Annotated in this window: 22 protein-coding genes and 5 tRNA genes; 17 read left to right on the top strand and 10 right to left on the bottom strand. The window is 59.9% G+C overall.

The genetic code is table 11. The annotated features are described in order from the left end of the window. Positions 1–12: 12 nt before the first annotated feature. Positions 13–414 (top strand): type IV pilin protein, encoded by a 402-nt coding sequence (locus tag GIW28_RS06115; RefSeq protein ID WP_017137600.1) that lies wholly within the window; start codon positions 13–15, stop codon positions 412–414. A 62-nt stretch (positions 415–476) separates the two neighbouring features. Beyond that, a complete protein-coding gene (gene thiO / locus GIW28_RS06110) occupies positions 477–1,586 on the top strand; it encodes a glycine oxidase ThiO (RefSeq protein ID WP_017137599.1) in 1,110 nt (369 codons plus the stop codon). Here the strand turns inward: thiO and GIW28_RS06105 are convergent. Both GIW28_RS06105 and GIW28_RS06100 read right to left on the bottom strand, forming a co-directional pair. Beyond that, positions 1,573–1,806, bottom strand: a complete 234-nt coding sequence (locus GIW28_RS06105; protein ID WP_236445830.1) for a PP0621 family protein — start codon at positions 1,804–1,806, stop codon at positions 1,573–1,575. The genes thiO and GIW28_RS06105 overlap by 14 nt on opposite strands. A 126-nt stretch (positions 1,807–1,932) precedes the next feature. Continuing rightward, the gene (locus tag GIW28_RS06100; protein WP_017137597.1) at positions 1,933–2,958 is read right to left on the bottom strand and encodes an outer membrane protein assembly factor BamD; all 1,026 of its coding nucleotides are present in this window, start codon (positions 2,956–2,958) and stop codon (positions 1,933–1,935) included. Between the two features lie 149 nt (positions 2,959–3,107). On the opposite strand from GIW28_RS06100, the gene rluD reads away from it, so the two are divergent. The 7 genes from rluD to GIW28_RS06065 all read left to right on the top strand — a co-directional run bounded on the left by rluD (position 3,108) and on the right by GIW28_RS06065 (position 8,233). Beyond that, complete coding sequence (gene rluD / locus GIW28_RS06095; protein ID WP_017137596.1) at positions 3,108–4,070, top strand: 23S rRNA pseudouridine(1911/1915/1917) synthase RluD; 963 nt, start codon at positions 3,108–3,110, stop codon at positions 4,068–4,070. Further along, complete coding sequence (gene pgeF / locus GIW28_RS06090) at positions 4,067–4,792, top strand: peptidoglycan editing factor PgeF (RefSeq protein WP_236445832.1); 726 nt, start codon at positions 4,067–4,069, stop codon at positions 4,790–4,792. Before rluD ends, pgeF begins: the two co-directional genes overlap by 4 nt. A 149-nt stretch (positions 4,793–4,941) precedes the next feature. Next, on the top strand, positions 4,942–7,506 hold the full coding sequence (gene clpB, locus GIW28_RS06085; RefSeq protein WP_138816894.1) for an ATP-dependent chaperone ClpB: 2,565 nt from the start codon (positions 4,942–4,944) through the stop codon (positions 7,504–7,506). Positions 7,507–7,818: 312 nt separating this feature from the next. Then, a tRNA-Asn gene (locus tag GIW28_RS06080) sits at positions 7,819–7,894 on the top strand. A gap of 10 nt (positions 7,895–7,904) precedes the next feature. Continuing rightward, positions 7,905–7,981, top strand: a tRNA-Pro gene (locus tag GIW28_RS06075). Between the two features lie 5 nt (positions 7,982–7,986). Further along, positions 7,987–8,062: transfer RNA gene (locus GIW28_RS06070), tRNA-Lys, on the top strand. A 94-nt stretch (positions 8,063–8,156) separates the two neighbouring features. Next, positions 8,157–8,233: transfer RNA gene (locus GIW28_RS06065), tRNA-Pro, on the top strand. A 190-nt stretch (positions 8,234–8,423) separates the two neighbouring features. On the opposite strand, the gene GIW28_RS06060 is transcribed toward GIW28_RS06065, so the two are convergent. From GIW28_RS06060 to GIW28_RS06050, 3 genes are all read right to left on the bottom strand, one after another. Continuing rightward, positions 8,424–9,722, bottom strand: coding sequence for an NAD(P)/FAD-dependent oxidoreductase (locus GIW28_RS06060; RefSeq protein WP_017134502.1), 1,299 nt, complete (start codon positions 9,720–9,722; stop codon positions 8,424–8,426). A 60-nt stretch (positions 9,723–9,782) separates the two neighbouring features. Further along, positions 9,783–9,956, bottom strand: a complete 174-nt coding sequence (locus GIW28_RS06055; RefSeq protein WP_236445834.1) for a DUF3094 family protein — start codon at positions 9,954–9,956, stop codon at positions 9,783–9,785. An 89-nt stretch (positions 9,957–10,045) separates the two neighbouring features. Continuing rightward, a complete protein-coding gene (locus tag GIW28_RS06050) occupies positions 10,046–10,675 on the bottom strand; it encodes a DUF1780 domain-containing protein (RefSeq protein ID WP_017134504.1) in 630 nt (209 codons plus the stop codon). A gap of 129 nt (positions 10,676–10,804) precedes the next feature. Here GIW28_RS06050 and GIW28_RS06045 point away from each other — a divergent pair, with 129 nt between their 5' ends. Together GIW28_RS06045 and GIW28_RS06040 are read left to right on the top strand one after the other, a co-directional pair. Then, positions 10,805–11,494 carry an energy-coupling factor ABC transporter permease gene (locus GIW28_RS06045; RefSeq protein ID WP_236445836.1) on the top strand — a complete coding sequence of 230 codons (690 nt, stop codon included), beginning with the start codon at positions 10,805–10,807 and terminating at the stop codon, positions 11,492–11,494. A 74-nt stretch (positions 11,495–11,568) separates the two neighbouring features. Further along, complete coding sequence (locus tag GIW28_RS06040) at positions 11,569–11,784, top strand: hypothetical protein (RefSeq protein WP_003171680.1); 216 nt, start codon at positions 11,569–11,571, stop codon at positions 11,782–11,784. Here GIW28_RS06040 and yacG read toward each other — a convergent pair. The 4 genes from yacG to GIW28_RS06020 are packed head-to-tail and all read right to left on the bottom strand — an operon-like array spanning position 11,781 to position 14,669. Then, on the bottom strand, positions 11,781–11,981 hold the full coding sequence (yacG, locus tag GIW28_RS06035; protein WP_017134507.1) for a DNA gyrase inhibitor YacG: 201 nt from the start codon (positions 11,979–11,981) through the stop codon (positions 11,781–11,783). The two genes, GIW28_RS06040 and yacG, sit on opposite strands and share 4 nt — an antisense overlap. Then, positions 11,978–12,601 carry a dephospho-CoA kinase gene (coaE, locus tag GIW28_RS06030; RefSeq protein ID WP_017134508.1) on the bottom strand — a complete coding sequence of 208 codons (624 nt, stop codon included), beginning with the start codon at positions 12,599–12,601 and terminating at the stop codon, positions 11,978–11,980. Before coaE ends, yacG begins: the two co-directional genes overlap by 4 nt. Further along, the gene (locus tag GIW28_RS06025; protein WP_272912866.1) at positions 12,598–13,464 is read right to left on the bottom strand and encodes a prepilin peptidase; all 867 of its coding nucleotides are present in this window, start codon (positions 13,462–13,464) and stop codon (positions 12,598–12,600) included. The genes coaE and GIW28_RS06025 overlap by 4 nt, the downstream gene beginning before the upstream one ends. Beyond that, complete coding sequence (locus GIW28_RS06020) at positions 13,461–14,669, bottom strand: type II secretion system F family protein (protein WP_236445838.1); 1,209 nt, start codon at positions 14,667–14,669, stop codon at positions 13,461–13,463. Before GIW28_RS06020 ends, GIW28_RS06025 begins: the two co-directional genes overlap by 4 nt. Positions 14,670–14,871: 202 nt before the next feature. On the opposite strand from GIW28_RS06020, the gene GIW28_RS06015 reads away from it, so the two are divergent. From GIW28_RS06015 to GIW28_RS06005, 3 genes are all read left to right on the top strand, one after another. Next, the gene (locus tag GIW28_RS06015; protein WP_017134511.1) at positions 14,872–15,285 is read left to right on the top strand and encodes a pilin; all 414 of its coding nucleotides are present in this window, start codon (positions 14,872–14,874) and stop codon (positions 15,283–15,285) included. Between the two features lie 64 nt (positions 15,286–15,349). Then, a tRNA-Thr gene (locus tag GIW28_RS06010) sits at positions 15,350–15,422 on the top strand. A gap of 166 nt (positions 15,423–15,588) precedes the next feature. Next, positions 15,589–15,894: a DUF6388 family protein gene (locus GIW28_RS06005; RefSeq protein WP_017134512.1), complete on the top strand. Its 306-nt coding sequence runs from the start codon at positions 15,589–15,591 to the stop codon at positions 15,892–15,894. 54 nt (positions 15,895–15,948) lie between these two features. Here the strand turns inward: GIW28_RS06005 and nadC are convergent, their stop codons facing one another. After that, complete coding sequence (gene nadC, locus GIW28_RS06000; RefSeq protein ID WP_186618175.1) at positions 15,949–16,797, bottom strand: carboxylating nicotinate-nucleotide diphosphorylase; 849 nt, start codon at positions 16,795–16,797, stop codon at positions 15,949–15,951. A 244-nt stretch (positions 16,798–17,041) separates the two neighbouring features. Between nadC and GIW28_RS05995 the strand changes: the two genes are divergently transcribed. From GIW28_RS05995 to ampE, 3 genes are all read left to right on the top strand, one after another. Further along, the gene (locus tag GIW28_RS05995) at positions 17,042–19,198 is read left to right on the top strand and encodes a DUF1631 domain-containing protein (protein WP_169986850.1); all 2,157 of its coding nucleotides are present in this window, start codon (positions 17,042–17,044) and stop codon (positions 19,196–19,198) included. A gap of 61 nt (positions 19,199–19,259) precedes the next feature. Further along, entirely contained in the window at positions 19,260–19,823 is a 564-nt protein-coding gene (ampD, locus tag GIW28_RS05990; RefSeq protein ID WP_099550501.1) for a 1,6-anhydro-N-acetylmuramyl-L-alanine amidase AmpD, read from the top strand. After that, the gene (gene ampE, locus GIW28_RS05985) at positions 19,820–20,656 is read left to right on the top strand and encodes a regulatory signaling modulator protein AmpE (protein ID WP_065911640.1); all 837 of its coding nucleotides are present in this window, start codon (positions 19,820–19,822) and stop codon (positions 20,654–20,656) included. The genes ampD and ampE overlap by 4 nt, the downstream gene beginning before the upstream one ends. Positions 20,657–20,957: the final 301 nt, after the last annotated feature.

The raw sequence follows: 20,957 nt of genomic DNA, 5'->3' as shown, positions 1-20,957 counted from the left end.
AGGAGCGTATCAATGGGCAAGGATTGCCAAGGTTTTACCCTGATCGAGTTACTGGGCGCGGTCGCGATCATCGCGTTTTTGGCCGGGATTGCTTACCCCGCGTATACCGGGCAGGTGAAAAAAGCCTACCGCGCGCAGATCGTTGCACTGTTGATTGAGCAGGCGCAGCACCTCGAACGTTTTTACACGCGCCACGGCACTTTTATTGATGCAAGCGGCGCCAGTGCCGGCAATGATCACTATAGAATCAGCACTGCATTGAGCCCCCAGTCATTCACACTGGTCGCCTCGCCTGCAGTCGGCGCCATCATGGCAAATGACCCATGCGGTGAGTTCAGCTTGTCCAGCACCGGCGTGCGCAGCAACCCGGGCGCGATACCTGAAATGTCGCGCCAGGCGTGTTGGGGGCAATGATGAGAGTACTGGATGAATGGGCGCCGGGTGCGCTTTTCCCTTTTTATCGGCTGGATCAAATGATGGCTAAGCAACAGCAAGTGGTGATTGTCGGTGGCGGTGTCATCGGCTTGTTGACCGCGTTTAACCTGGCCACGGAGGGGCAGGCCGTGGTGCTGCTGGAGCGGTCGGGGCTTGGGCAGGAGTCTTCCTGGGCGGGTGGCGGCATTGTTTCGCCGCTGTATCCATGGCGCTACAGCCCGGCGGTCACCGCACTGGCCCATTGGTCGCAGGATTTTTACCCGCAGTTGGCAGAGCGGCTGTTTGCGGCCACCGGGGTTGATCCAGAGGTTCACACCACAGGCCTGTACTGGTTGGACCTGGAAGATGAAGCCCAAGCGTTGGCTTGGGCTGCCCGAGAAGGTCGCCCGTTGAGCAAGGTAGATGTGTCGGCCGCCCATGATGCCGTGCCGGTGCTGGGCGGTGGATATTCCCAGGCGATCTACATGGCGAACGTGGCCAATGTGCGCAACCCGCGTCTGGTCAAATCCCTCAAGGCTGCGCTGTTGGCGTTGCCGGGCGTGACCCTTCATGAGCAGTGCGAAGTGGAGGGGTTTGTTATTGAAGGTGGCAACGTCGTGGGTGTAAATACCGCTGCGGGGCCGATCCTGGGCGATCAGGTGGTGCTGGCTGCGGGCGCCTGGAGCGGCGAAATACTCGGCAAGCTGGGTCTGTCGCTGCCAGTGGAGCCGGTCAAAGGCCAAATGATTTTGTACAAATGTGCGTCGGATTTTTTGTCGAGCATGGTGCTGGCCAAAGGGCGTTATGCGATCCCGCGGCGTGACGGGCACATTCTGATCGGCAGCACGCTGGAGCATGAAGGGTTCGACAAGACCCCGACCGAGTCGGCCTTGGAAAGTCTCAAGGCATCGGCGGTGGAGTTGATTCCCGCGCTGGCAGACGCGCAGGTCGTAGGTCACTGGGCCGGTTTGCGCCCCGGTTCACCGGAAGGTATCCCTTACATCGGTGAAGTGCCCGGTTTCAAAGGGCTTTGGCTCAACTGCGGGCATTATCGCAATGGGCTGGTGCTCGCGCCGGCATCCTGTCAACTGTTCGCTGACTTGCTGTTGGGGCGTCCCCCGATCATTGACCCGGCGCCGTATGCGCCCGCCGGTCGGATCAACGCTGAATAGACTTCGGCCCTTGTTCCAGGTGCGCCTGGGTGCAGTACCACTCCTGGCGTGAATTGAGTGCGCGATCCTGCGGCAGGTGCACGCCGCAGTGGGCGCAGCGCACCATCAGGGCCGCGCCCGGCTCGGCGGAGCGTTGCTGTCTAGCCGCCGGGCTTTTGAATTTGCGCCAGAACCATACCGCGGCAGCAATGACGGCAATCCAGAACAGTAGACGAAGCATGATGGGCAGTTTCTCGACAGGGAATGCGCCAGTTTAGCCAAGCGCGTGGCAAGCGCACAGCGCAATAACAAGACGTCCACAAAAAAGGAGCCTCGAGAGGCTCCTTCTTGATGACGCTGTGTGCAATCAGTCAAACACGCCGAAGGTCATGTAGCTGAACCACGAACGGTCTTCATTGTTGCCCAGGGCCTGGGGTGCTTCTTCTTCGATCACGTCGCCATTGGCGTCATGCGGCTTGAGCTCCGAAGGAATGGCTTCCTTGGCGTCCTGGAACTGCTTCATCACGTCCTGGTTGGCGCGGGTTTCGCCCGGCGGCAACGGTGGGCGGGAACTGATCAGGCCCAGGGTGTATTTGCTCAACCAGGAACGGTTGTCTGCTTCAGCTACCCGAGGCACGAACTGGCCGTCTTTCAGACTTGGGGAGTCCGGGTAGTTGAGCTTCAGGGTTTCCAGGCTGGTGGTTGCCAATGCATCCAGGTGCAATGCCTGGTAAGCCTGGGTCATCACCGCCAGGCCGTCACCCACGGATGGGGTCTCCTGGAAGTTCTCAACTACATAACGACCACGGTTGGCGGCAGCTACATACGCCTGACGGGTCAGGTAGTAGTCGGCCACGTGAATCTCGTAGGACGCCAGCAGGTTGCGCAGGTAGATCATGCGCTGCTTGGCGTCCGGCGAGTAGCGGCTGTTGGGGTAGCGGCTGGTGAGCTGGGCGAACTCGTTGAAGGAGTCGCGGGCAGCACCAGGGTCACGCTTGGTCATGTCCAGCGGCAGGAAGCGCGCCAGCAGGCCAACGTCCTGGTCGAACGAGGTCAGGCCCTTCATGTAGTAGGCGTAGTCCACGTTCGGGTGCTGCGGGTGCAGGCGGATGAAACGCTCGGCGGCGGATTTTGCAGCTTCCGGCTCCGCGTTCTTGTAGTTGGCGTAGATCAGCTCGAGCTGTGCCTGGTCGGCATAGCGCCCGAACGGATAGCGCGACTCCAGGGCCTTCAGCTTGGCTGTGGCACTGGTGTAGCTATTATTGTCCAAGTCTTTTTGAGCTAATTGATACAGCTCGACTTCGCTCAGGTTTTCGTCGACGACTTCCTTTGTTGACGAGCAAGCAGCAGTCATGGCGAGGATGGCGATCAGCAGCAGGTGTTTCACTTGCATGGCGGCTTGCGTCCCTATGACGGCCGCTGTCTTGGGCGGGGCCGTCCTGTTATGATGAGCGCCCCGTTGAAAGCCTCGGGGCAAAAGACGCCGTATTTAACCACAAGCGCGCAGCCGAAACCAAAGGCTGTGCCACGCCTAGTCTGAGCATGTCCGATAAAATTGAACTTCGCGCAGAGGTGCCGTCCGAATTGGGCGGCCAACGCCTCGATCAAGTCGCCGCACAATTATTCGCTGAGCACTCGCGCTCGCGCCTTTCCGCCTGGATCAAAGACGGCCGCCTGACTGTGGATGGAGCGGTTATCCGCCCGCGAGACATAGTCCATGGCGGTGCGATTCTTGAGCTGACTGCCGAGCAGGAAGCCCAGGGAGAATGGGTCGCCCAAGACATCGAGCTGGATATCGTCTATGAAGACGATGACATCCTGGTCATCAACAAACCTGCAGGCCTGGTGGTTCACCCGGCGGTCGGGCACGCTGATGGCACTTTGCTCAATGCCTTGTTGCACCACGTGCCGGACATCGTCAACGTGCCGCGCTGCGGCATCGTGCACCGCCTGGACAAGGACACCACCGGCTTGATGGTGGTGGCCAAGACCATTCAGGCGCAGACGCAGTTGGTCACACAATTGCAGGCCCGCAGTGTCAGCAGGATCTACGAATGCATCGTGATCGGCGTGGTGGTGGCGGGTGGCAAGATCAACGCCCCGATCGGCCGCCACGGCCAGCAGCGCCAGCGTATGGCTGTGATGGAAGGCGGCAAGCCGGCCGTCAGCCACTACCGTGTGCTGGAGCGTTTCCGCTCCCACACGCATGTGCGGGTGAAGCTGGAGACCGGCCGCACGCACCAGATTCGCGTGCATATGGCGCACATCAACTTCCCGTTGGTCGGAGATCCGGCCTACGGTGGTCGCTTCCGTATTCCGCCAGCGGCCAGCCAGACCATGGTTGAATCGCTGAAAACCTTCCCGCGCCAGGCACTGCATGCACGTTTCCTGGAGCTGGATCATCCGACGAGCGGTAAGCGGATGAGCTGGGAATCGCCTCTGCCGGACGATCTGGTCTGGTTGTTGTCGCTGCTCAAGCAGGATCGCGAGGCGTTTGTAGGATGAGTGACTGGCTGATTCCTGACTGGCCCGCGCCGTCGGGAGTCAAAGCCTGCGTCACCACCCGTGCGGGCGGCGTCAGTCTGGCGCCGTTCGACAGCCTTAATCTGGGCGATCATGTCGAGGACAGTCTTGGGGCCGTCCTTGAAAATCGCCGCCGCCTCACTGATACCTTTGATATTCAGCCGGCCTGGCTGCGCCAAGTCCACGGGGTGCGCGTGGTCGAGGCTGATCCGGATCGCATTGTCGAAGCGGATGGCAGTTGGACCAGCACGCCCGGCGTCGCCTGCACCTCAATGACCGCCGATTGCCTGCCCGCGTTGTTCTGCAACCGCGCCGGCACACGTGTGGCGGCTGCCCATGCCGGTTGGCGCGGGCTGGCGGCCGGTGTATTGGAGGCTGCGTTTGAAAGCTTGAATGCCGAGCCCGATGAAGTACTGGTGTGGCTAGGCCCGGCCATTGGCCCGCAAGCGTTTGAGGTCGGCCCCGAAGTGCGTGAAGCCTTCATGCAGCAATTGCCGACCACGGCCGAGGCCTTTGTACCTAGCCGCAACCCCGGCAAGTACATGGCCGATATTTACCAGTTGGCGCGCCTGCGCCTGGCCGCGCGCGGTGTCACCGCTGTATATGGTGGCGGTTTATGCACCGTTACCGACCCACGCTTCTTTTCCTATCGTCGCAGCCCGCGCACCGGTCGGTTCGCCTCCCTTATCTGGCTTGAGCGCTAGACTCTCCTGACTTGGGTCAATGCTGATCCACATCAAGGATCAGTTGCTTGAATCTTCCAGAATCCACCCCATCTATAAGGGTATCTGGCAGGTTTCTTCATTCAGGATGTGTATTTCTAGCTCCGGCCTGCTCAAAAGGAAGGTGACTAATGCGTATTGATCGTTTAACCAGCAAATTGCAGTTGGCACTCTCGGATTCCCAATCCCTGGCGGTCGGCCTCGACCACCCGGCGATTGAGCCTGCGCACTTGATGCAGGCGCTCCTGGAACAGCAAGGTGGTTCTATTAAACCCTTGCTGATGCAGGTGGGCTTTGACGTCAACAGCTTGCGCAAGGAGTTGAGCAAAGAGCTCGACCAACTGCCGAAAATCCAAAACCCTACCGGCGACGTGAACATGTCGCAGGACTTGGCGCGCCTGCTTAACCAGGCCGATCGCCTGGCCCAGCAGAAAGGTGACCAGTTCATTTCCAGCGAACTGGTGCTGCTCGCCGCGATGGACGACAACAGCAAGCTTGGCAAATTGTTGCTGGGCCAGGGCGTGAGCAAAAAAGCCCTGGAAAACGCCATCAACAACCTGCGTGGCGGCGAGGCGGTGAATGACCCCAATCATGAGGAGTCGCGCCAGGCCCTGGACAAATACACCGTCGACCTGACCAAGCGCGCCGAAGAAGGCAAGCTGGACCCGGTGATCGGCCGTGACGACGAAATTCGTCGCACCATCCAGGTGTTGCAACGCCGCACCAAGAACAACCCTGTGCTGATCGGTGAGCCTGGCGTGGGTAAGACCGCGATTGCCGAAGGCCTGGCCCAGCGCATCATCAATGGTGAAGTGCCGGACGGCCTTAAAGGCAAGCGCTTGTTGTCGCTGGACATGGGTTCGCTGATCGCCGGTGCCAAGTTCCGTGGCGAGTTCGAAGAACGCCTGAAGTCCCTGCTTAATGAACTGTCGAAACAGGAAGGGCAGATCATTCTGTTTATCGATGAACTGCACACCATGGTCGGCGCCGGCAAGGGCGAAGGTTCGATGGATGCCGGCAATATGCTTAAGCCCGCATTGGCTCGGGGTGAGTTGCATTGCGTTGGCGCGACCACGCTCAACGAATACCGTCAGTACATTGAAAAGGACGCGGCCCTTGAGCGCCGCTTCCAGAAAGTATTGGTGGAAGAACCGAGCGAAGAAGACACCATCGCCATCCTGCGTGGCCTCAAAGAGCGTTATGAGGTGCACCACAAGGTGGCGATCACTGACGGCGCGATCATTGCGGCGGCCAAACTGAGCCATCGCTATATCACCGACCGTCAGTTGCCGGACAAGGCCATCGACCTGATCGACGAAGCGGCCAGCCGCATTCGCATGGAGATCGATTCCAAGCCGGAAGTGCTCGACCGCCTGGATCGGCGCCTGATTCAGCTGAAAGTTGAATCCCAGGCACTTAAGAAAGAAGAGGACGACGCAGCGAAGAAACGCCTGGAAAAACTTCAGGAAGAAATCCTGCGTCTGGAACGCGAGTATTCGGACCTCGAAGAAATCTGGACCTCGGAAAAAGCCGAAGTGCAGGGTTCTGCGCAGATCCAGCAAAAGATCGAGCAGTCCCGTCAGGAGCTGGAAGCCGCGCGCCGTAAAGGCGACCTGAACCGCATGGCCGAGTTGCAGTACGGGGTGATCCCGGACCTGGAGCGCAGCCTGCAAATGGTTGACCAGCACGGCAAGCCCGAGAATCAGCTGCTGCGCAGCAAGGTGACCGAGGAAGAAATTGCCGAAGTGGTCTCCAAGTGGACCGGCATTCCCGTGTCGAAAATGCTTGAAGGCGAGCGCGACAAGCTGCTGAAAATGGAAAGCCTGCTGCACCAGCGCGTCATCGGCCAGGAAGAGGCCGTGGTGGCAGTGTCCAATGCGGTACGGCGTTCGCGGGCCGGTTTGTCCGACCCGAATCGTCCGAGCGGCTCGTTTATGTTCCTCGGCCCAACCGGCGTGGGTAAGACCGAGCTGTGCAAGGCATTGGCCGAGTTCCTCTTTGATACTGAAGAGGCCATGGTGCGCATCGATATGTCCGAATTCATGGAGAAACACTCGGTGGCTCGCCTGATCGGTGCTCCACCAGGCTATGTGGGCTATGAAGAAGGCGGTTACCTGACCGAAGCCGTGCGGCGTAAGCCTTACTCGGTGATCCTGCTGGATGAGGTCGAGAAGGCCCACCCGGATGTGTTCAACATCTTGCTGCAGGTGCTGGAAGATGGTCGGTTGACGGACAGCCACGGGCGCACTGTGGACTTTCGCAATACGGTGATCGTGATGACCTCTAACCTGGGCTCGGCGCAGATCCAGGAGCTGGTCGGTGATCGTGAGGCCCAGCGCGCTGCGGTGATGGATGCGCTGACCTCGCACTTCCGCCCGGAATTTATCAACCGGGTCGATGAAGTGGTGATCTTCGAGCCTCTGGCGCGGGATCAGATCGCGGGTATTACCGAGATCCAGCTGGGCCGTCTGCGTAGCCGCCTGGCCGAGCGTGAGCTTGACCTGGAGCTGAGCAGCGAGGCGTTGGACAAGTTGATCGCGGTGGGTTACGACCCCGTGTACGGCGCACGGCCTCTGAAACGTGCGATTCAGCGCTGGATCGAGAATCCCTTGGCGCAGTTGATCCTGTCGGGCAGCTTCATGCCGGGGACCAGCGTGGCGGCCACGGTGGAAAACGACCAAATCGTCTTCCACTGAGCCCGACCTGTATGGCGATAAGAGGAGGCCCCGCATTGCGGGGCCTTTTTTTTCGATAGGGCGTTGAACTGTAAGGCAAAGGCTTGTAAAGTGCGCCCCGCAGCAACGTCAGCCCACGGATTTCTTCTCCCCAAGAAGAAATCAGAAACAAGCGCAAATCATTGTCTTAAAAGCAATTTAAAGGGTTGACAGGGGTTTTTAAGATTGTAGAATAGCGCGCCTCAGAGACGTGAACGTAGCGATACGGACAAGCCGAAGAGAAGGTTACAAAGCAGTAAAAGCAGTAAAAGTTGTAAATTTGAAATATGTAGTTCCGTGATAGCTCAGTCGGTAGAGCAAATGACTGTTAATCATTGGGTCCCAGGTTCGAGTCCTGGTCACGGAGCCAATTTCAAAACCGGGGTATAGCGCAGTCCGGTAGCGCGCCTGCTTTGGGAGCAGGATGTCAGGAGTTCGAATCCCCTTACCCCGACCATTTTTGGGTCGTTAGCTCAGTTGGTAGAGCAGTTGGCTTTTAACCAATTGGTCGTAGGTTCGAATCCCACACGACCCACCATTTTTGAGACCAGTTAACGCTGGAATCGAATCTTAAGATCAGAGGCCAAAAGCACTGATCGAAGAAGGCGACTGAGAGGTCGCCTTTTTTTTACCGGGGTATAGCGCAGTCCGGTAGCGCGCCTGCTTTGGGAGCAGGATGTCAGGAGTTCGAATCCCCTTACCCCGACCATATTAAAAATCCTCGTATCGAAAGATACGGGGATTTTTTTTGTGCGCGCAAATCTTAAATATTACGCAAAAAATGTGGGAGCTGGCTTGTCGAATCGTCGCACCGCTGCGATAGCGGTGTATCAGCCTGTGCATCTTGTGCTGATCGATCGCCATCGCGGGCAAGCCAGCTCCCACATTAGTTTGTGTTGTTAATGGAGCTTGAGCCGCGGCTCAGTCCCGCGCCCAATCTTGCTGCCCAGCATCAACATCGCCGTGCGGAAGAACCCGTACAGCGCCATCTGGTGCATGCGGTACAGCGACACGTAGAACATCCGCGCCAGCCAGCCTTCGAGCATCACGCTGCCCGTCAGGTTGCCCATCAAGTTACCCACCGCCGAAAAACGCGACAGCGAGATCAGCGAACCGTAGTCGGTGTACTTGTAGGACGGCAGGTCCTTGCCTTCGATCCGCAGTTTCAGCGACTTGGCCAACAGTGAAGCCTGCTGGTGAGCGGCCTGGGCGCGTGGCGGCACATTGCGGTCGGTGCCCGGTTGCGGGCAGGCGGCGCAGTCGCCAAAGGCGAAGATGTTTTCATCACGGGTGGTTTGCAGCGTCGGCAATACCTGCAATTGATTGATGCGGTTGGTTTCCAGCCCGTCAATATCCTTGAGGAAGGCCGGTGCGCGGATACCCGCAGCCCAGACCTTGAGGCTCGCTGGAATGACCTGGCCGCTGCTGGTGATCAACGCATCCGCGGTCACTTCGCTGACCGCCGAGTTGGTCAGTACCGTTACCCCAAGTTTCTCCAGGGTTTTGTGCACAGGCCCGCCGATCCGCTCCGGCAGCGCGGGCAATACCCGTGGGCCGGCTTCGATCAGGGTGATGTGCATGTTTTCCGGTTTAATGCGGTCCAGGCCATAGGCAGCCAGCTCATGGGCGGCGTTGTGCAGTTCAGCGGCCAATTCGACGCCCGTCGCACCAGCGCCGACGATAGCGACGCTGATGTTCTCTTCCACGTCGGTCTGGCCCGCATGGGCGCGCAGATAGTGGTTGAGCAATTGTTGATGGAAGCGCTCGGCCTGTTTGCGGGTGTCGAGGAACAGACAGTGCTGCGCCGCGCCCTCGGTGCCGAAATCGTTGGTGGTGCTGCCGACTGCGATCACCAGGCTGTCATAACCCAGCACGCGCGCAGGCACCAGCTCACGGCCTTCTTCATCGAGGGTCGCGGCCAGCTGGATTTTTTTCTGTTCACGGTCAAGCCCGCTCATGCGCCCCAGTTGGAACTCGAAGTGGTTCCATTTGGCCTGGGCGACGTAATTGAGCTCGTCTTCCGAAGAGTTCAGCGAACCGGCGGCCACTTCGTGCAGCAGCGGTTTCCAGATATGGGTGAGGTTGGCGTCCACCAGCGTGATGCTGGCGGTGCCGCGCTTGCCCAGAGTCTTACCCAGGCGGGTAGCCAACTCCAGGCCGCCGGCGCCGCCGCCGACGATAATAATACGATGGGTCATGGGGATATCTCGCAAGGCTAAAAGAAATCGGAGCAGTTACCCTCGCGAGCGCGATGCAGCTCATAGCGTCAGGTAACTCAAAAGGCGGCTCAGCAGGCCGAGCCCGATCACCGCCAACAGCACAACACCTAGGAGCAGCCACGGCCGGAAAGGCTTGCGCTCGACTCGGTTTTGGGAGAGTTGCAGGTACTCTTCGACATGCTGTTGGTCATCGGGGTTCAGGCGGCTGGTCATAAAGGCCTCGTCAGGTAGACGTTGCAAAAGGGCGCCACGTTACAGCCAGAAGGTTGGCGGGTTCGCCACAAGCGTAGCCGGTGCCGGCGTCACAGGCTGATGCCCACGTCGAATACTATGCTGCGCCCCAGGTTGTTGCGCAAGAAGTCCGGTGCGTCCGGGTGGGCAAACAGTACGCGCGCAAAGGTCGGGCCTACCAACGACAGCGAGCGCCACCCTTGGCGCAGGTATTCGGTAGGCGGTGGGAAATGGCTGTTGAGGTCCAGCACTTCACGCTTGAGGCTGGTGAAGGCAATCAGGTCCAACTCGCCCAGGTCTATGCCGCGTTCTTTGTAGTTATGTGCCTTTTTGCGCAACGTCGGCGCCAGGCGCAGCAGGAATTCATGGGCCGGAATGCGCCGTGGCTTGGCTTCGCGTCGCACCAACTGGCTCAAGGAAAACGCACTGCGCCGCCGCAGCAACTCATCACGCCATTCGTCGTTCAGGCGCCGGCCTTCATCCAATACGAAAAAAACTTCGAAACTGGCGTCGCGAAACAACACGTCCGGCGGCTCTTGGCCGGCGGGGTGAAACTCTTCGGCACGGTAAGGCACGTTCAAGCCTTGCAGCAGGCGCTGGCAGACCCAACGCTCACGCTCCCATTTGCGGGCATTGGACAGGAACGCATTGGCTTGTTCGGCCGCTACGGTGAGCAGGCGCAAATAATCTGAGTCATCCATATTGGCAGCTTAGCGTCCAATTGATGACCGCAGGAAGTCTTGCTTTGAAACGCCGGTGTAGACTGCTCATTCAACAGCAACTGCATGGACGAGGTGTGTGGTGAGGTTTTCTGCAAAGGCATTACGCTCGTGATCAGCGCTGCAGTGTTGGCGCCGCAAACGCTCATCATTGGCTGGCTGTTTTACGCGCCATTGGTCATGTGGGCGATCCTGCGCGCACCGTGGGTCGAGTTGTTTGCCGACCGGCGGCGCCAGCATTTGCTGTTCGGCACCGTGTTTGCCCTGTTTATGCTCTGGCTGGTACGGCGGGATTTCGACACCGGTGTGTCTTACCACTTTATCGGCATGACCGCCGTGACCCTGCTGCTGGATTGGCCCCTGGCTATCGTCGGCGGGTTGGCCGCGCAATTGGGTTTGGTGCTGCTGGGGCGCCAGGACCTGGCGGCGGTCGGGGTCAATGGTTTGCTGCTGATTGGTTTGCCGGTGCTGGTCACCGAGACCTGCGCGCTGCTGGTGGAGCGGGCGCAACCGCGCAACCCCTTTGTGTATATCTTCTGTTCCGGCTTTTTCGCCGCAGCGCTGTCGGCACTGCTGTGCCTGCTGGCGGCGTTGGGGTTGTTGTGGTTTGACGGCCGTTTTGCCATGCCCGAGTGGCTGGAAGACTTCGTCGGTTACCTGTGGCTGATCATCTTCCCCGAGGCGTTTATCAACGGCATGGTCATCAGTGCCCTGGTGGTGTTCTGCCCGGAATGGCTGGAGACCTTCAACCGTACGCGCTACCTGTCGGCGCCGTGGAAGGATGACGATTCGCGGCGTTGATCCAGATCAAATCCCAGGCGGCCGCGCAGGCCCATGCTCTGCGAAATTTTACTGAGCAGGGCGGGGCACAGACTATGAGTGTGTACGAATGGGCGCGGCAAGAGTTGCGCAGAAGCCAGGATGCGGCGCAGGAAATCGGTTTTGACCCAGGCCTTACCCTGCGCGCCATGCTCAGTGCGGTGGTGCAGCAGAGCAAGGGTGTGCGCAGTTTTGAAGACCTGGCCGACGAGCTGCAATACCTTGCAGAAAACCTCGACGACCAGCAGGAATACGCCTTTATGCGGCCTTAGTGGCGCGGCGGCAGGTCTTCTGAGAACAGCTCGTCCTCGGCATCCGGGCTCACCGGAATCTTGTGTTCTTCCGCGGCCCAGGCGCCAAGGTCGATAAGCTTGCAGCGGTCCGAGCAGAACGGCCGGTTGAGGTTGTCGGGTTTCCATTCCACGGGTGCGCCGCAGGTTGGGCAGTCGACGGTCAAGGGTTGGCTCATGATCGGCCTCCACGCAAAGTAAGGTAAAAGTGGTGCAGTCGCTCGACCTCGCTGTGCAGCCAGGCGAGGTCCTTGTCGTTGACCAGCACGTCATCGGCATGGTTCAGACGGTCTTCACGGCTGGACTGAGCCTTGAGGATCGCCTGCACCTGCTGTTCGCTGATGCCGTCGCGCTGCAGGGTACGCTGAATCTGCAGCGATTGCGGCACGTCGATCACCAGGATGCGCTGGGTCATGCTGTACTGGCCGGACTCGATCAGCAGCGGTGAGACCAGGATCGCGTAAGGCGATTGCGCACGCGCCAGATGGCTGCGAATTTCTTCGCCAATCAACGGGTGCAGCAGGGCTTCCAGCCAGCGACGTTCTTCGGGAACTTCAAAGATCAGCTTGCGCAGGGCGGCGCGGTCCAACTGGCCGTCCGCCTGCAGCACACCTGCACCAAAATGCTCGGCAATGCGTGCGAGTGCTGGCCGGCCGGGTTCGACCACCCAGCGTGCGGCATGGTCGGCATCGACCAGGTCAATGCCCAGGTCGATAAAGTGCTGGGCGGCCGCGCTTTTACCGCTGCCGATGCCGCCGGTGAGGCCTAGAATCCAGGGTGTTGCGACACAAGTGGTCATCTGAAACCGACAGACTGCAAATAGAAGTCGGTTATTTGACCACCCCAGAGCAATGCAATCCAGCCGGCAATTGCCAGGCACGGGCCAAATGGCATCGGCACCGATGCCTGGGACTTGCGCAAACGCATCAGGACAAGGCCTGCGAACACGCCCAGCAGCGACGCTATCAGCAGCGTCATCGGCAGGATCTGCCAACCACCCCAGGCACCGAGCAGGGCCAATAGCTTGAAATCGCCATAACCCATGCCGTCCTTGCCGGTGACAACCTTGAACACCCAGAACACGCTCCACAGGCACACATAGCCTATGACTGCGCCCCACAGCGCATCGGGCAGCGTCGCCAACAAGCCGCCGCTATTGAGGACCAGCCCCAGCCACAGCAGTGGCAACACCAGCACATCCGGCAGCAGTTGATGATCGATGTCGATCAGGCTCATCGCCAGCAGGCCCCAACCCAGCAGCATCACTGCGCCAGCTTGCCAGCCGAAGCCAAAATGCCAGGCGACCATGGCCGAGAGCAGCGCACAGGCCAGTTCGGTAAAGGGGTAACGCGCGCTGATAGACTCGCGGCAGCGGGCGCAGCGCCCCTTGAGTAGCAGGTAGCTGAGTACCGGGATATTTTCCCAGGGGCGAATCGGCTGGCTGCAATGCGCACAGCACGAGTTGGGATGCATCAGGTTGTAGACAGGGCCGGCGGGGTCGGCCGGCAGGCCGAGTATTTCCTGGGCCTGGGCGCGCCATTCGCGCACGAGCATCTTCGGCAGGCGCCACACCAGCACGTTGAGAAAGCTGCCGACGATCAGGCCGAGCACCAACGCCATCCCGACAAAGACCCAGGGTTGTTCACCCAGCAGCAGGCTCAAAACGCCGACCCCAACTGGAACACCGGCAGATACATCGCAATCACCAACGCGCCGACAATGCCCCCCAACACCACCATGATCAGTGGCTCCATCAGGCTGGTGAGGTTATCGACCAGGTTCTCCACATCGGCTTCATAGTGGTTGGCGACTTTTTCCAGCATGAGGTCCAGGGTGCCCGACTCTTCACCGATGGCCGTCATCTGGATGGCCATGCCGGGGAACAGCCCGCTGTGGGCCATGGACTGGTTCAACGGCACACCTGTGGATACATCGTGCCGCATATGTTCGATCGCCTTTGTGAACAACCCATTACCTGCCGCGCCTGCCACGGAGTCCAGAGCCTGCACCAATGGCACGCCCGCGGCAAAGGTGGTTGAAAGTGTACGGGCGTAGCGGGCGATGGCTGAGCGCCTCAGCAGTGTGCCAGCCAGGGGCGCGTTCAACAAAGCGGCATCCAGCCCGTCACGAAACCCCGGGTAAGCCCGATAGGCATGGCGCAGCGCAGTTATTGCCATACCCAGCCCCAAGGCAAGCATCCACCAGGCGTGCTGCAGGAAGTTGGACAGCGCAATCACCAGCAAGGTAAAGCCCGGCAGTTGGCCGTTTACCCCGGCGAAGAGGTTCTGGAACTGCGGCACCACGTGAATAAGCAAAACTGCGCTGACCAGGCAGGCGACGACGATTACGGCGATAGGGTAGGTCATGGCTTTTTTGATTCGCGCCTTGAGCTGCTGGCTTTTTTCCAGGTGAATCGCCACCCGTTCGAGCAATGTTTCCAGGGCGCCTGCCTGTTCGCCTGCGGCAATCAGGTTGCAATACAAGTCATCAAAGTGACGCGGCTGTTTGCGCAGCGCTGCTGCCAGGCTACTACCGGCGGCAATCTCCTGCTTCAAGCCTTTTATCAACGCGCGCATCTGCCGGTTTTCGAAGCCTTCGCAGATGATGTCGAACGCCTGCAGCAGCGCAATGCCTGCCTTTAACAGGGTCGCCAATTGGCGCGTGAACAGCGCGATGTCGGCGGGTTTTATCGGCGCGGCAAAATATGGCCGGTGCGAAGCCTTTTTGCGCACGCGCCCGGGGTAAATCCCCTGCTGGCGCAGCTGTGCCTTGATCAGTGCCAGGTTATGCCCGGTGGCTTGCCCGGACACCCGGCGGCCTTTGCGGTTGGTGCCTTCCCAGGCGTAGATCGTTGAAGCGTCATTCATGGCACAGGTCCGCACACAGGTCGTCGTAGATTTATAGCTTAGTCAGATGACGGATTCGGACCGCTCGTGGGCGCACGATAAAATGTCAGAATGTGCGTCTTACCCACAATTGGGCGCTCACGGATGAGTACACTGGCGCCGCTGCACACTGCGGGGCGCAGGACGCGCCTTGATAAGGTTTTTATTCTGGAGAGTGAATGTGATGCGTCAGAAAGGCTTTACCTTGATCGAGTTGTTGATCGTCGTGGCAATCATCGGCATTTTGGCCACCATCGGTCTGCCCATGTACACCAAGCACCAGGCCAAGGCCAAGTTCACGGCGGGGCTGGCTGAAATTGCGGCGTTGAAGGCCGGTTTTGAAGACACCCTTAACCAGGGCACTGTGCCGACCTTGCCTTTGATTGGTGGCACCAGCCCGACTGCCAACTGCACGATCACCGTAACCGGCGATGTGGCCACGGGCGTCGGTTCCATTACCTGCGAAATCCTCGATGCACCTGCGCCGGTACTGGGCAAGACCATCACCTTGACGCGCAGCGCCACCCAGGGTTGGGCCTGTGCCACCACGGTCGAGGCGCAGTACGCCGCCAAGGGTTGCGGCGCCGACGGGGCGTAATGCCTGCCGGGCGGTCAGCGAGTTTGTTGCTGCCTGCCCAATGCGGTGCTAGCTTTAGCCCACCGCCCGTGTAGCTCAGTTGGTAGAGCAGCGCACTCGTAACGCGAAGGTCGCAGGTTCGACTCCTGTCTCGGGCACAAGGCAACACTGTTTCAACGGCGACACTGTTTCAAAGGCAACGTTTTCAGATGATCCCAGAATGGTTCTGAAGGCCAGACGAGGCGGCATTCGTGCCCACTTTTTTGTATCTGCGCAACCTTGATGACCCAGATGCATCCCCATTCCATGATCTAAGAGAACAACATGACCACACAAGAAATGACCCAGGAACAGCGGCACGAAGCAGCCCTCAAAAAATACGTCGCGGAATCGCCGGAACTGCTCGACGAGATCAAGGACCTGAGCGCCGATGATCAAAAGGACCAGATCCAGTGGGCCTTCGAGGATGAGGCCGAGGCCCAGGGCCTGCAGCCATGGGAACTGACCCTCAAGTACACCTCGACGCCGCAAGAGTTCGAAGCGGCGCGCCTGGCCTTGCACAAGGAGGCCGCCGAGGTACTGGGCGTTGACTGGAACGAGTATTGCGGGATGAATAATCTCGCGATCTGAGCGCGAAATTGAAGGAGCGAGCAACCTCGCTCCTTTTGCTCGGATGTTGCTTGCTCAGGTGCTCAGGCGCATCGACAAATCCACCGCCTTCACATCCTTGGTCATCGCACCGATGGAAATGTAATCCACCCCGGTCTGCGCGATAGGCAGCAAGGTGGTTTCATTGATCCCGCCGCTGGCTTCCAGCTTGGCCTTGCCGGCATTCAGGCGCACGGCCTCACGCATGTCATCCAGGCTCAATTCGTCGAGCATGATGATATCGGCGCCCGCCGCCAGTGCTTCACGCAGCTCCTCCAGGCTTTCCACTTCGATTTCCACTGGCTTGCCCGGCGCGATCTTGTGGGCGGCGGTAATCGCCTCGGCAATCCCGCCACAGGCGGCGATATGGTTTTCCTTGATCAGGAACGCGTCATACAACCCGATGCGATGGTTGTGGCAACCGCCGCAAGTCACGGCGTACTTCTGCGCCAGGCGCAGGCCCGGCAGGGTTTTGCGGGTGTCCAGCAACTTGACCTGAGTGCTGGCGACAAAGTCCGCCAAGTACTGCGCGCGCGTGGCGACGCCTGACAACATCTGCAGAAAATTCAGCGCACACCTTTCGCCGCTCAGCAGTGAGCGTGCCGGGCCTTCAAGGTGGAACAGCACTTGATTGGGGCTCACACGCTCACCGTCGGCCACCTGCCAATGCACCGCAACCCGTGGGTCGAGCTGGCGGAACACCGCGTCCACCCAGGCGGTGCCGGCGATAACGGCTGCGTCGCGGGTAATGATGGTGGCCTTGGCCAGCCGTTCGGCCGGGATCAGTTGCGCAGTGATGTCGCCGCTGCCGATGTCTTCCAGCAGTGCGCGGCGCACGTTGGCTTCGATTTCGGCGGTGAGGTCGGCAAGACGGAGATTCGGCATAACAGGCTCCACAAACAAAGTGCCTCGATTATAGGGGCAGCGCGCCGCCGAACCCATACTCGCCACTCATTTACAGCGCATTGGCAGAGTTCACTGGCGCAACAGCCCCCATTTGCAAGATAATCTCGCGCCTTGCGATTGGCGTCATAGCTTTGACGTCCTTGGAGATAACCGGTGTTTGCAGCCCGATGGGGCCTGTAGCCGATTTTTCCCCAACTCATCACCGCCGTTTCAGGAGGCCAGGATGCACATTGACGGAAAGGTGGTGCCCATCAATCGGGCACAGGCCACGCCATCGCCGCTCGCGCGCCTGCCGGTGGTGTTGCTGCAGGTTCGCGACAAGGCTGCACAGCAGTTGCAGCAAGGTTTGCAGGAGCTGTTCGATAACGCTGACGACACCTTGTTTGAAATGGCCGACAAGGCCCGCAGCAACGTCGACCACCATATTTTCTTTGAAGCCATGCGTGACCTGCGCCTCAAACGCAAGAATTTCGAGCGCGTGTTCATGGAGCAATTGTTCGCCGCATTTATCGACCTGGGCCAGGCCGAGCGCGGTGAGTTTCACCTGGTGCCGATGGTGTCCTATGAGGCGGCGCCGGGTACGTCCAGTGATGAGCTGGAAAAAGCCGTCGCGCTGGAGGCCATGCTCGGCCGGGTGCGCCATCGCGATGGCCTGGCGCTGGGGCAATTAACCGCGCGCCTGGGCGCGTTGCTCGGCAACCCCCTGGATGAGCGCGATAACCCGCTTGGCCCGGCACTGCTGTGCGAGTTCTTCCTGCGTGCGGGGCGGAGCCTGGGGGTGGAGATTCGCGTCAAGCTGATCATGCTCAAGCTGTTCGAAAAGTATGTGCTCAGTGACGCCGACCAACTGTACGCCGAGGCCAACCAACTGCTGGTTGCCACTGGCGTTTTGCCGCAGCTCAAGGCTGTGCCGTCACGCCGCCCAGGTGGGCGTGAAGCTCGCGAGCAGCAGCGCGAAGGCAGTGTGCAGGCCGTTGATCAGCCCATGGATGAAAACGGCCAGCAAGCCTTCGCCGCGTTGCAGAAGTTGCTCGCTGCCGTGCGTGGCAGCGTCGCGCCCACCCTGGAAGCCAGCGCCGAACCCCAGCCCATCGCCACCCGCGATTTGCTGCGCCTGCTCTCCCACCTGCAGCAATATGTGCCGGAGCCCGAGGCCGAAGACGACTTCGACCTGCGTAACCAGCTTGAGCAGTTGCTGACTCGCGTGAGCGTCAAGAGCGGCAAGTCCCGTGTGGTGGAAGACGCCGATGAGGATGTGATCAACCTGGTCGCGCTGTTGTTCGAGTTCATCCTCACTGACCACTGCGTGCCTGACGTATTCAAGGCCTTGATCGCACGCTTGCAGATTCCGTTGTTGAAAGTGGCGGTGCTGGACAAGAGTTTTTTCAGCCGCGCCAGCCACCCGGCGCGACGTCTGCTCAATGAAATCGCCAGCGCCGCCATGACATGGAGCCCGCGCGATGATTATCAGCGTGACAGCCTGTACCTGCGCACTGAGCAGGTGGTGCAACGGCTGTTGAATGAGTTCGTTGAAGACCTGGCGATTTTCCCCCAGGTGCTGGCGCAGTTCAGTGCCTCTACTGCCGACGAGCGCCACCGCAGCGAGTTGCTCGAACAGCACACCTGTGAGGCCGAAGAAGGCCGGGTGCGCAAAGACGCCGCGCGTCAGCGGGTGGCCGAGGTGCTCAATCGACGGTTGGTGGGCCGAGTGTTGCCGCAGTCCGTGGTGCAGTTTATCCAGCAGGCCTGGAGCCAGGTGCTGTTGCTGGCCAGCCTCAAGCAGGGCGAGCAGTCAGTGCAATGGCAGGCGGCCGTGCGCACCATGGACGAATTGATCTGGAGCGTCAGCCTGCAAAAAGACACCGAGGCCGGCCGGCACTTGCTTGAGCAGCTGCCCGGCCTGCTCAAAGCCTTGCGTGATGGGTTGACCAGTGCTGCGTTCGACCCCTTCAGCACCCGCGAATTTTTTCTACGTTTGCAGGCCATGCACCTGCAGTCGTTCGAAGGCGAGCGCCTGGACACGCTGATCGAGGTGCGTGAGCCGTTTTCGCTCAGTAGCGAGGTGCCTGACGCCATCCCGAGTCTGCCCAGTGATGATCCGGAGTTGCTCAAGGTCCAGCAGTTGCACATTGGTCACTGGTTTGAGTTCCAGCAGGAGGACGGCAGCCGGCTGCGTTGCAAGCTGAAGGCCATCATGGCGCCGGCCAACCGCTATATTTTTGTCAGCCGCACCGGGCTCAAAGCCCTCGAGAAAAGTGCCGGCCAATTGGCCATGGCCCTCAAGCAGGGCGCGCTGCGCAGCCTTGATGAGGGGCTGCTGTTCGACCGCGCGCTGACGTCGGTGATTGGCACGCTGCGCCAACTCAATCGCGGCAAGTGATCGCAACCGCAGGGCTGAACGCGGCATACTGGTAACACCTCGTCTCATTCAAGGAACCCGTATGCAGTTGGACCCCACCAGCGGTTGGTGCCAGGGCATCCGTCATTGCCCGTCGCCCAACTTCAACGAGCGCCCCGCCGGCGAGATCTCACTATTGGTGGTGCATAACATCAGCCTGCCACCGGGGCAGTTTGCTACTGGCAAAGTGCAGGAGTTTTTCCAGAATCGCCTGGACGTCACGGAGCATCCCTACTTTGAAAGCATTGCCAGCCTACGGGTGTCTGCGCATTTTCTGATTGAACGCGACGGCTTGGTGACACAATTTGTGTCGTGCCTGGAGCGTGCCTGGCATGCCGGGGTGTCCAGTTTCGAGGGGCGTGAAGTGTGCAATGACTTTTCCCTCGGGATCGAACTGGAAGGCACGGACGAGCTACCGTTCACCGATGCGCAATATGTGTCGCTGATCGACCTGGCCCGGCAACTGTTGTCGGCCTACCCAGGCATTACCCAGCAGCGTATTTGTGGTCACAGTGATATCGCACCGGGACGCAAGACCGATCCAGGCCCGGCTTTTGATTGGACGCGCTTTCGCAGCGCCCTGCAGGATGGAGGACACGCACGATGAGTTTCCTGGTGTTGGTGCTGGCGGTGTGGATCGAGAAGTTCTCGGCCCTGCGTCGGCGGTTGCAACGTGACGGCGGATGGCTGCGCGAACTGGCCAAGCTGGAAACGAGCCCGCGCATGGGCAAGCAGCCTTGGCTGATCCTGGTACTGCTGGTGTTGTTGCCGGTGGCCTTGCTGGGGTTGTTGCTGTTGGTGTTGGAGCCCGTGGCTTATGGTCTGTTGGCGTTGCCGGTGCATTTGCTGGTGGTGATCTACAGCCTGGGGCGCGGCGATCTGCTGGGCGAGCTTGGGCCGTTTCGCGACGCCTGGCGGCGCGGTGACCTGCAAGCTGCCGAGCACGTTGCCGAGCGCGACCTGAAGGTGGCCGCCGACAGTGGCGAGCAACTGCTGGAGCGGGTTCAAGGCCATTTGCTGTGGCAGGCCTACCAAAGCTTTTTTGCGGTGATTTTCTGGTATTTCCTGCTTGGCCCGGTCGCGGCCCTGGCTTATCGCCTGTTGGCATTGGCCAGCGAGAACAGCCAGAACCCGCTGGTCGCCGAACGCGCCGGGCAATTGCGTCACGCATTTGATTGGCTGCCGGTGCGTCTGTTGGCGGCCAGCTTTGCCCTGGTGGGTAACTTTGTCGCGGTCAGCCGGGTGATGCTGCATGAGCTGTTGAGCTGGGACATCAGCGCTGCGCAACTGATGGAAAAAGTTGGCTTGGTGGCGGCTGAAATTCCACCACCGGTGGTGGGGGCCGATGGCATCAACAGCCTGGATCGTCTGTGGGAACTGCTGCTGCGGGCTGCGGTGCTGTGGTATGCCGGGTTCGCGATCTGGACGGTGTTGCCTTAGCTCCTCGCAACAGGATGGCTGCATGCGGTCAAAGTGTGGGAGCTGGCTTGCCTGCGATGGCCATAGGTATCTACACAACCGGTTAGGCTGTTGTGGCGAGCAGGCTTGCCCTGCGTTGGGCTGCGAAGCGGCCCCAAACCCAGACGCTGAGTTCTTTCAGGAAAATTGCAGTGCCTTTACTGGGGCTGCTTCGCGGCCCAACGCAGGACAAGCCTGCTCGCCACAGGAGAAATGGGATGCCTCTAAAAGTTGTGTAGATACCTATGCTGCGATAGCGGTGTGTCAGCCCCAGCTATGGCAC

Origin of the sequence: Pseudomonas sp. PA-5-4B, from assembly GCF_021606215.1 — a bacterium.
In the GTDB taxonomy this organism is placed as follows: Bacteria; Pseudomonadota; Gammaproteobacteria; order Pseudomonadales; family Pseudomonadaceae; genus Aquipseudomonas; species Aquipseudomonas edaphica.
The sequence above is the reverse complement of the archived record's forward strand: the minus strand, read 5'-3'. Positions and strand labels throughout refer to the sequence as shown.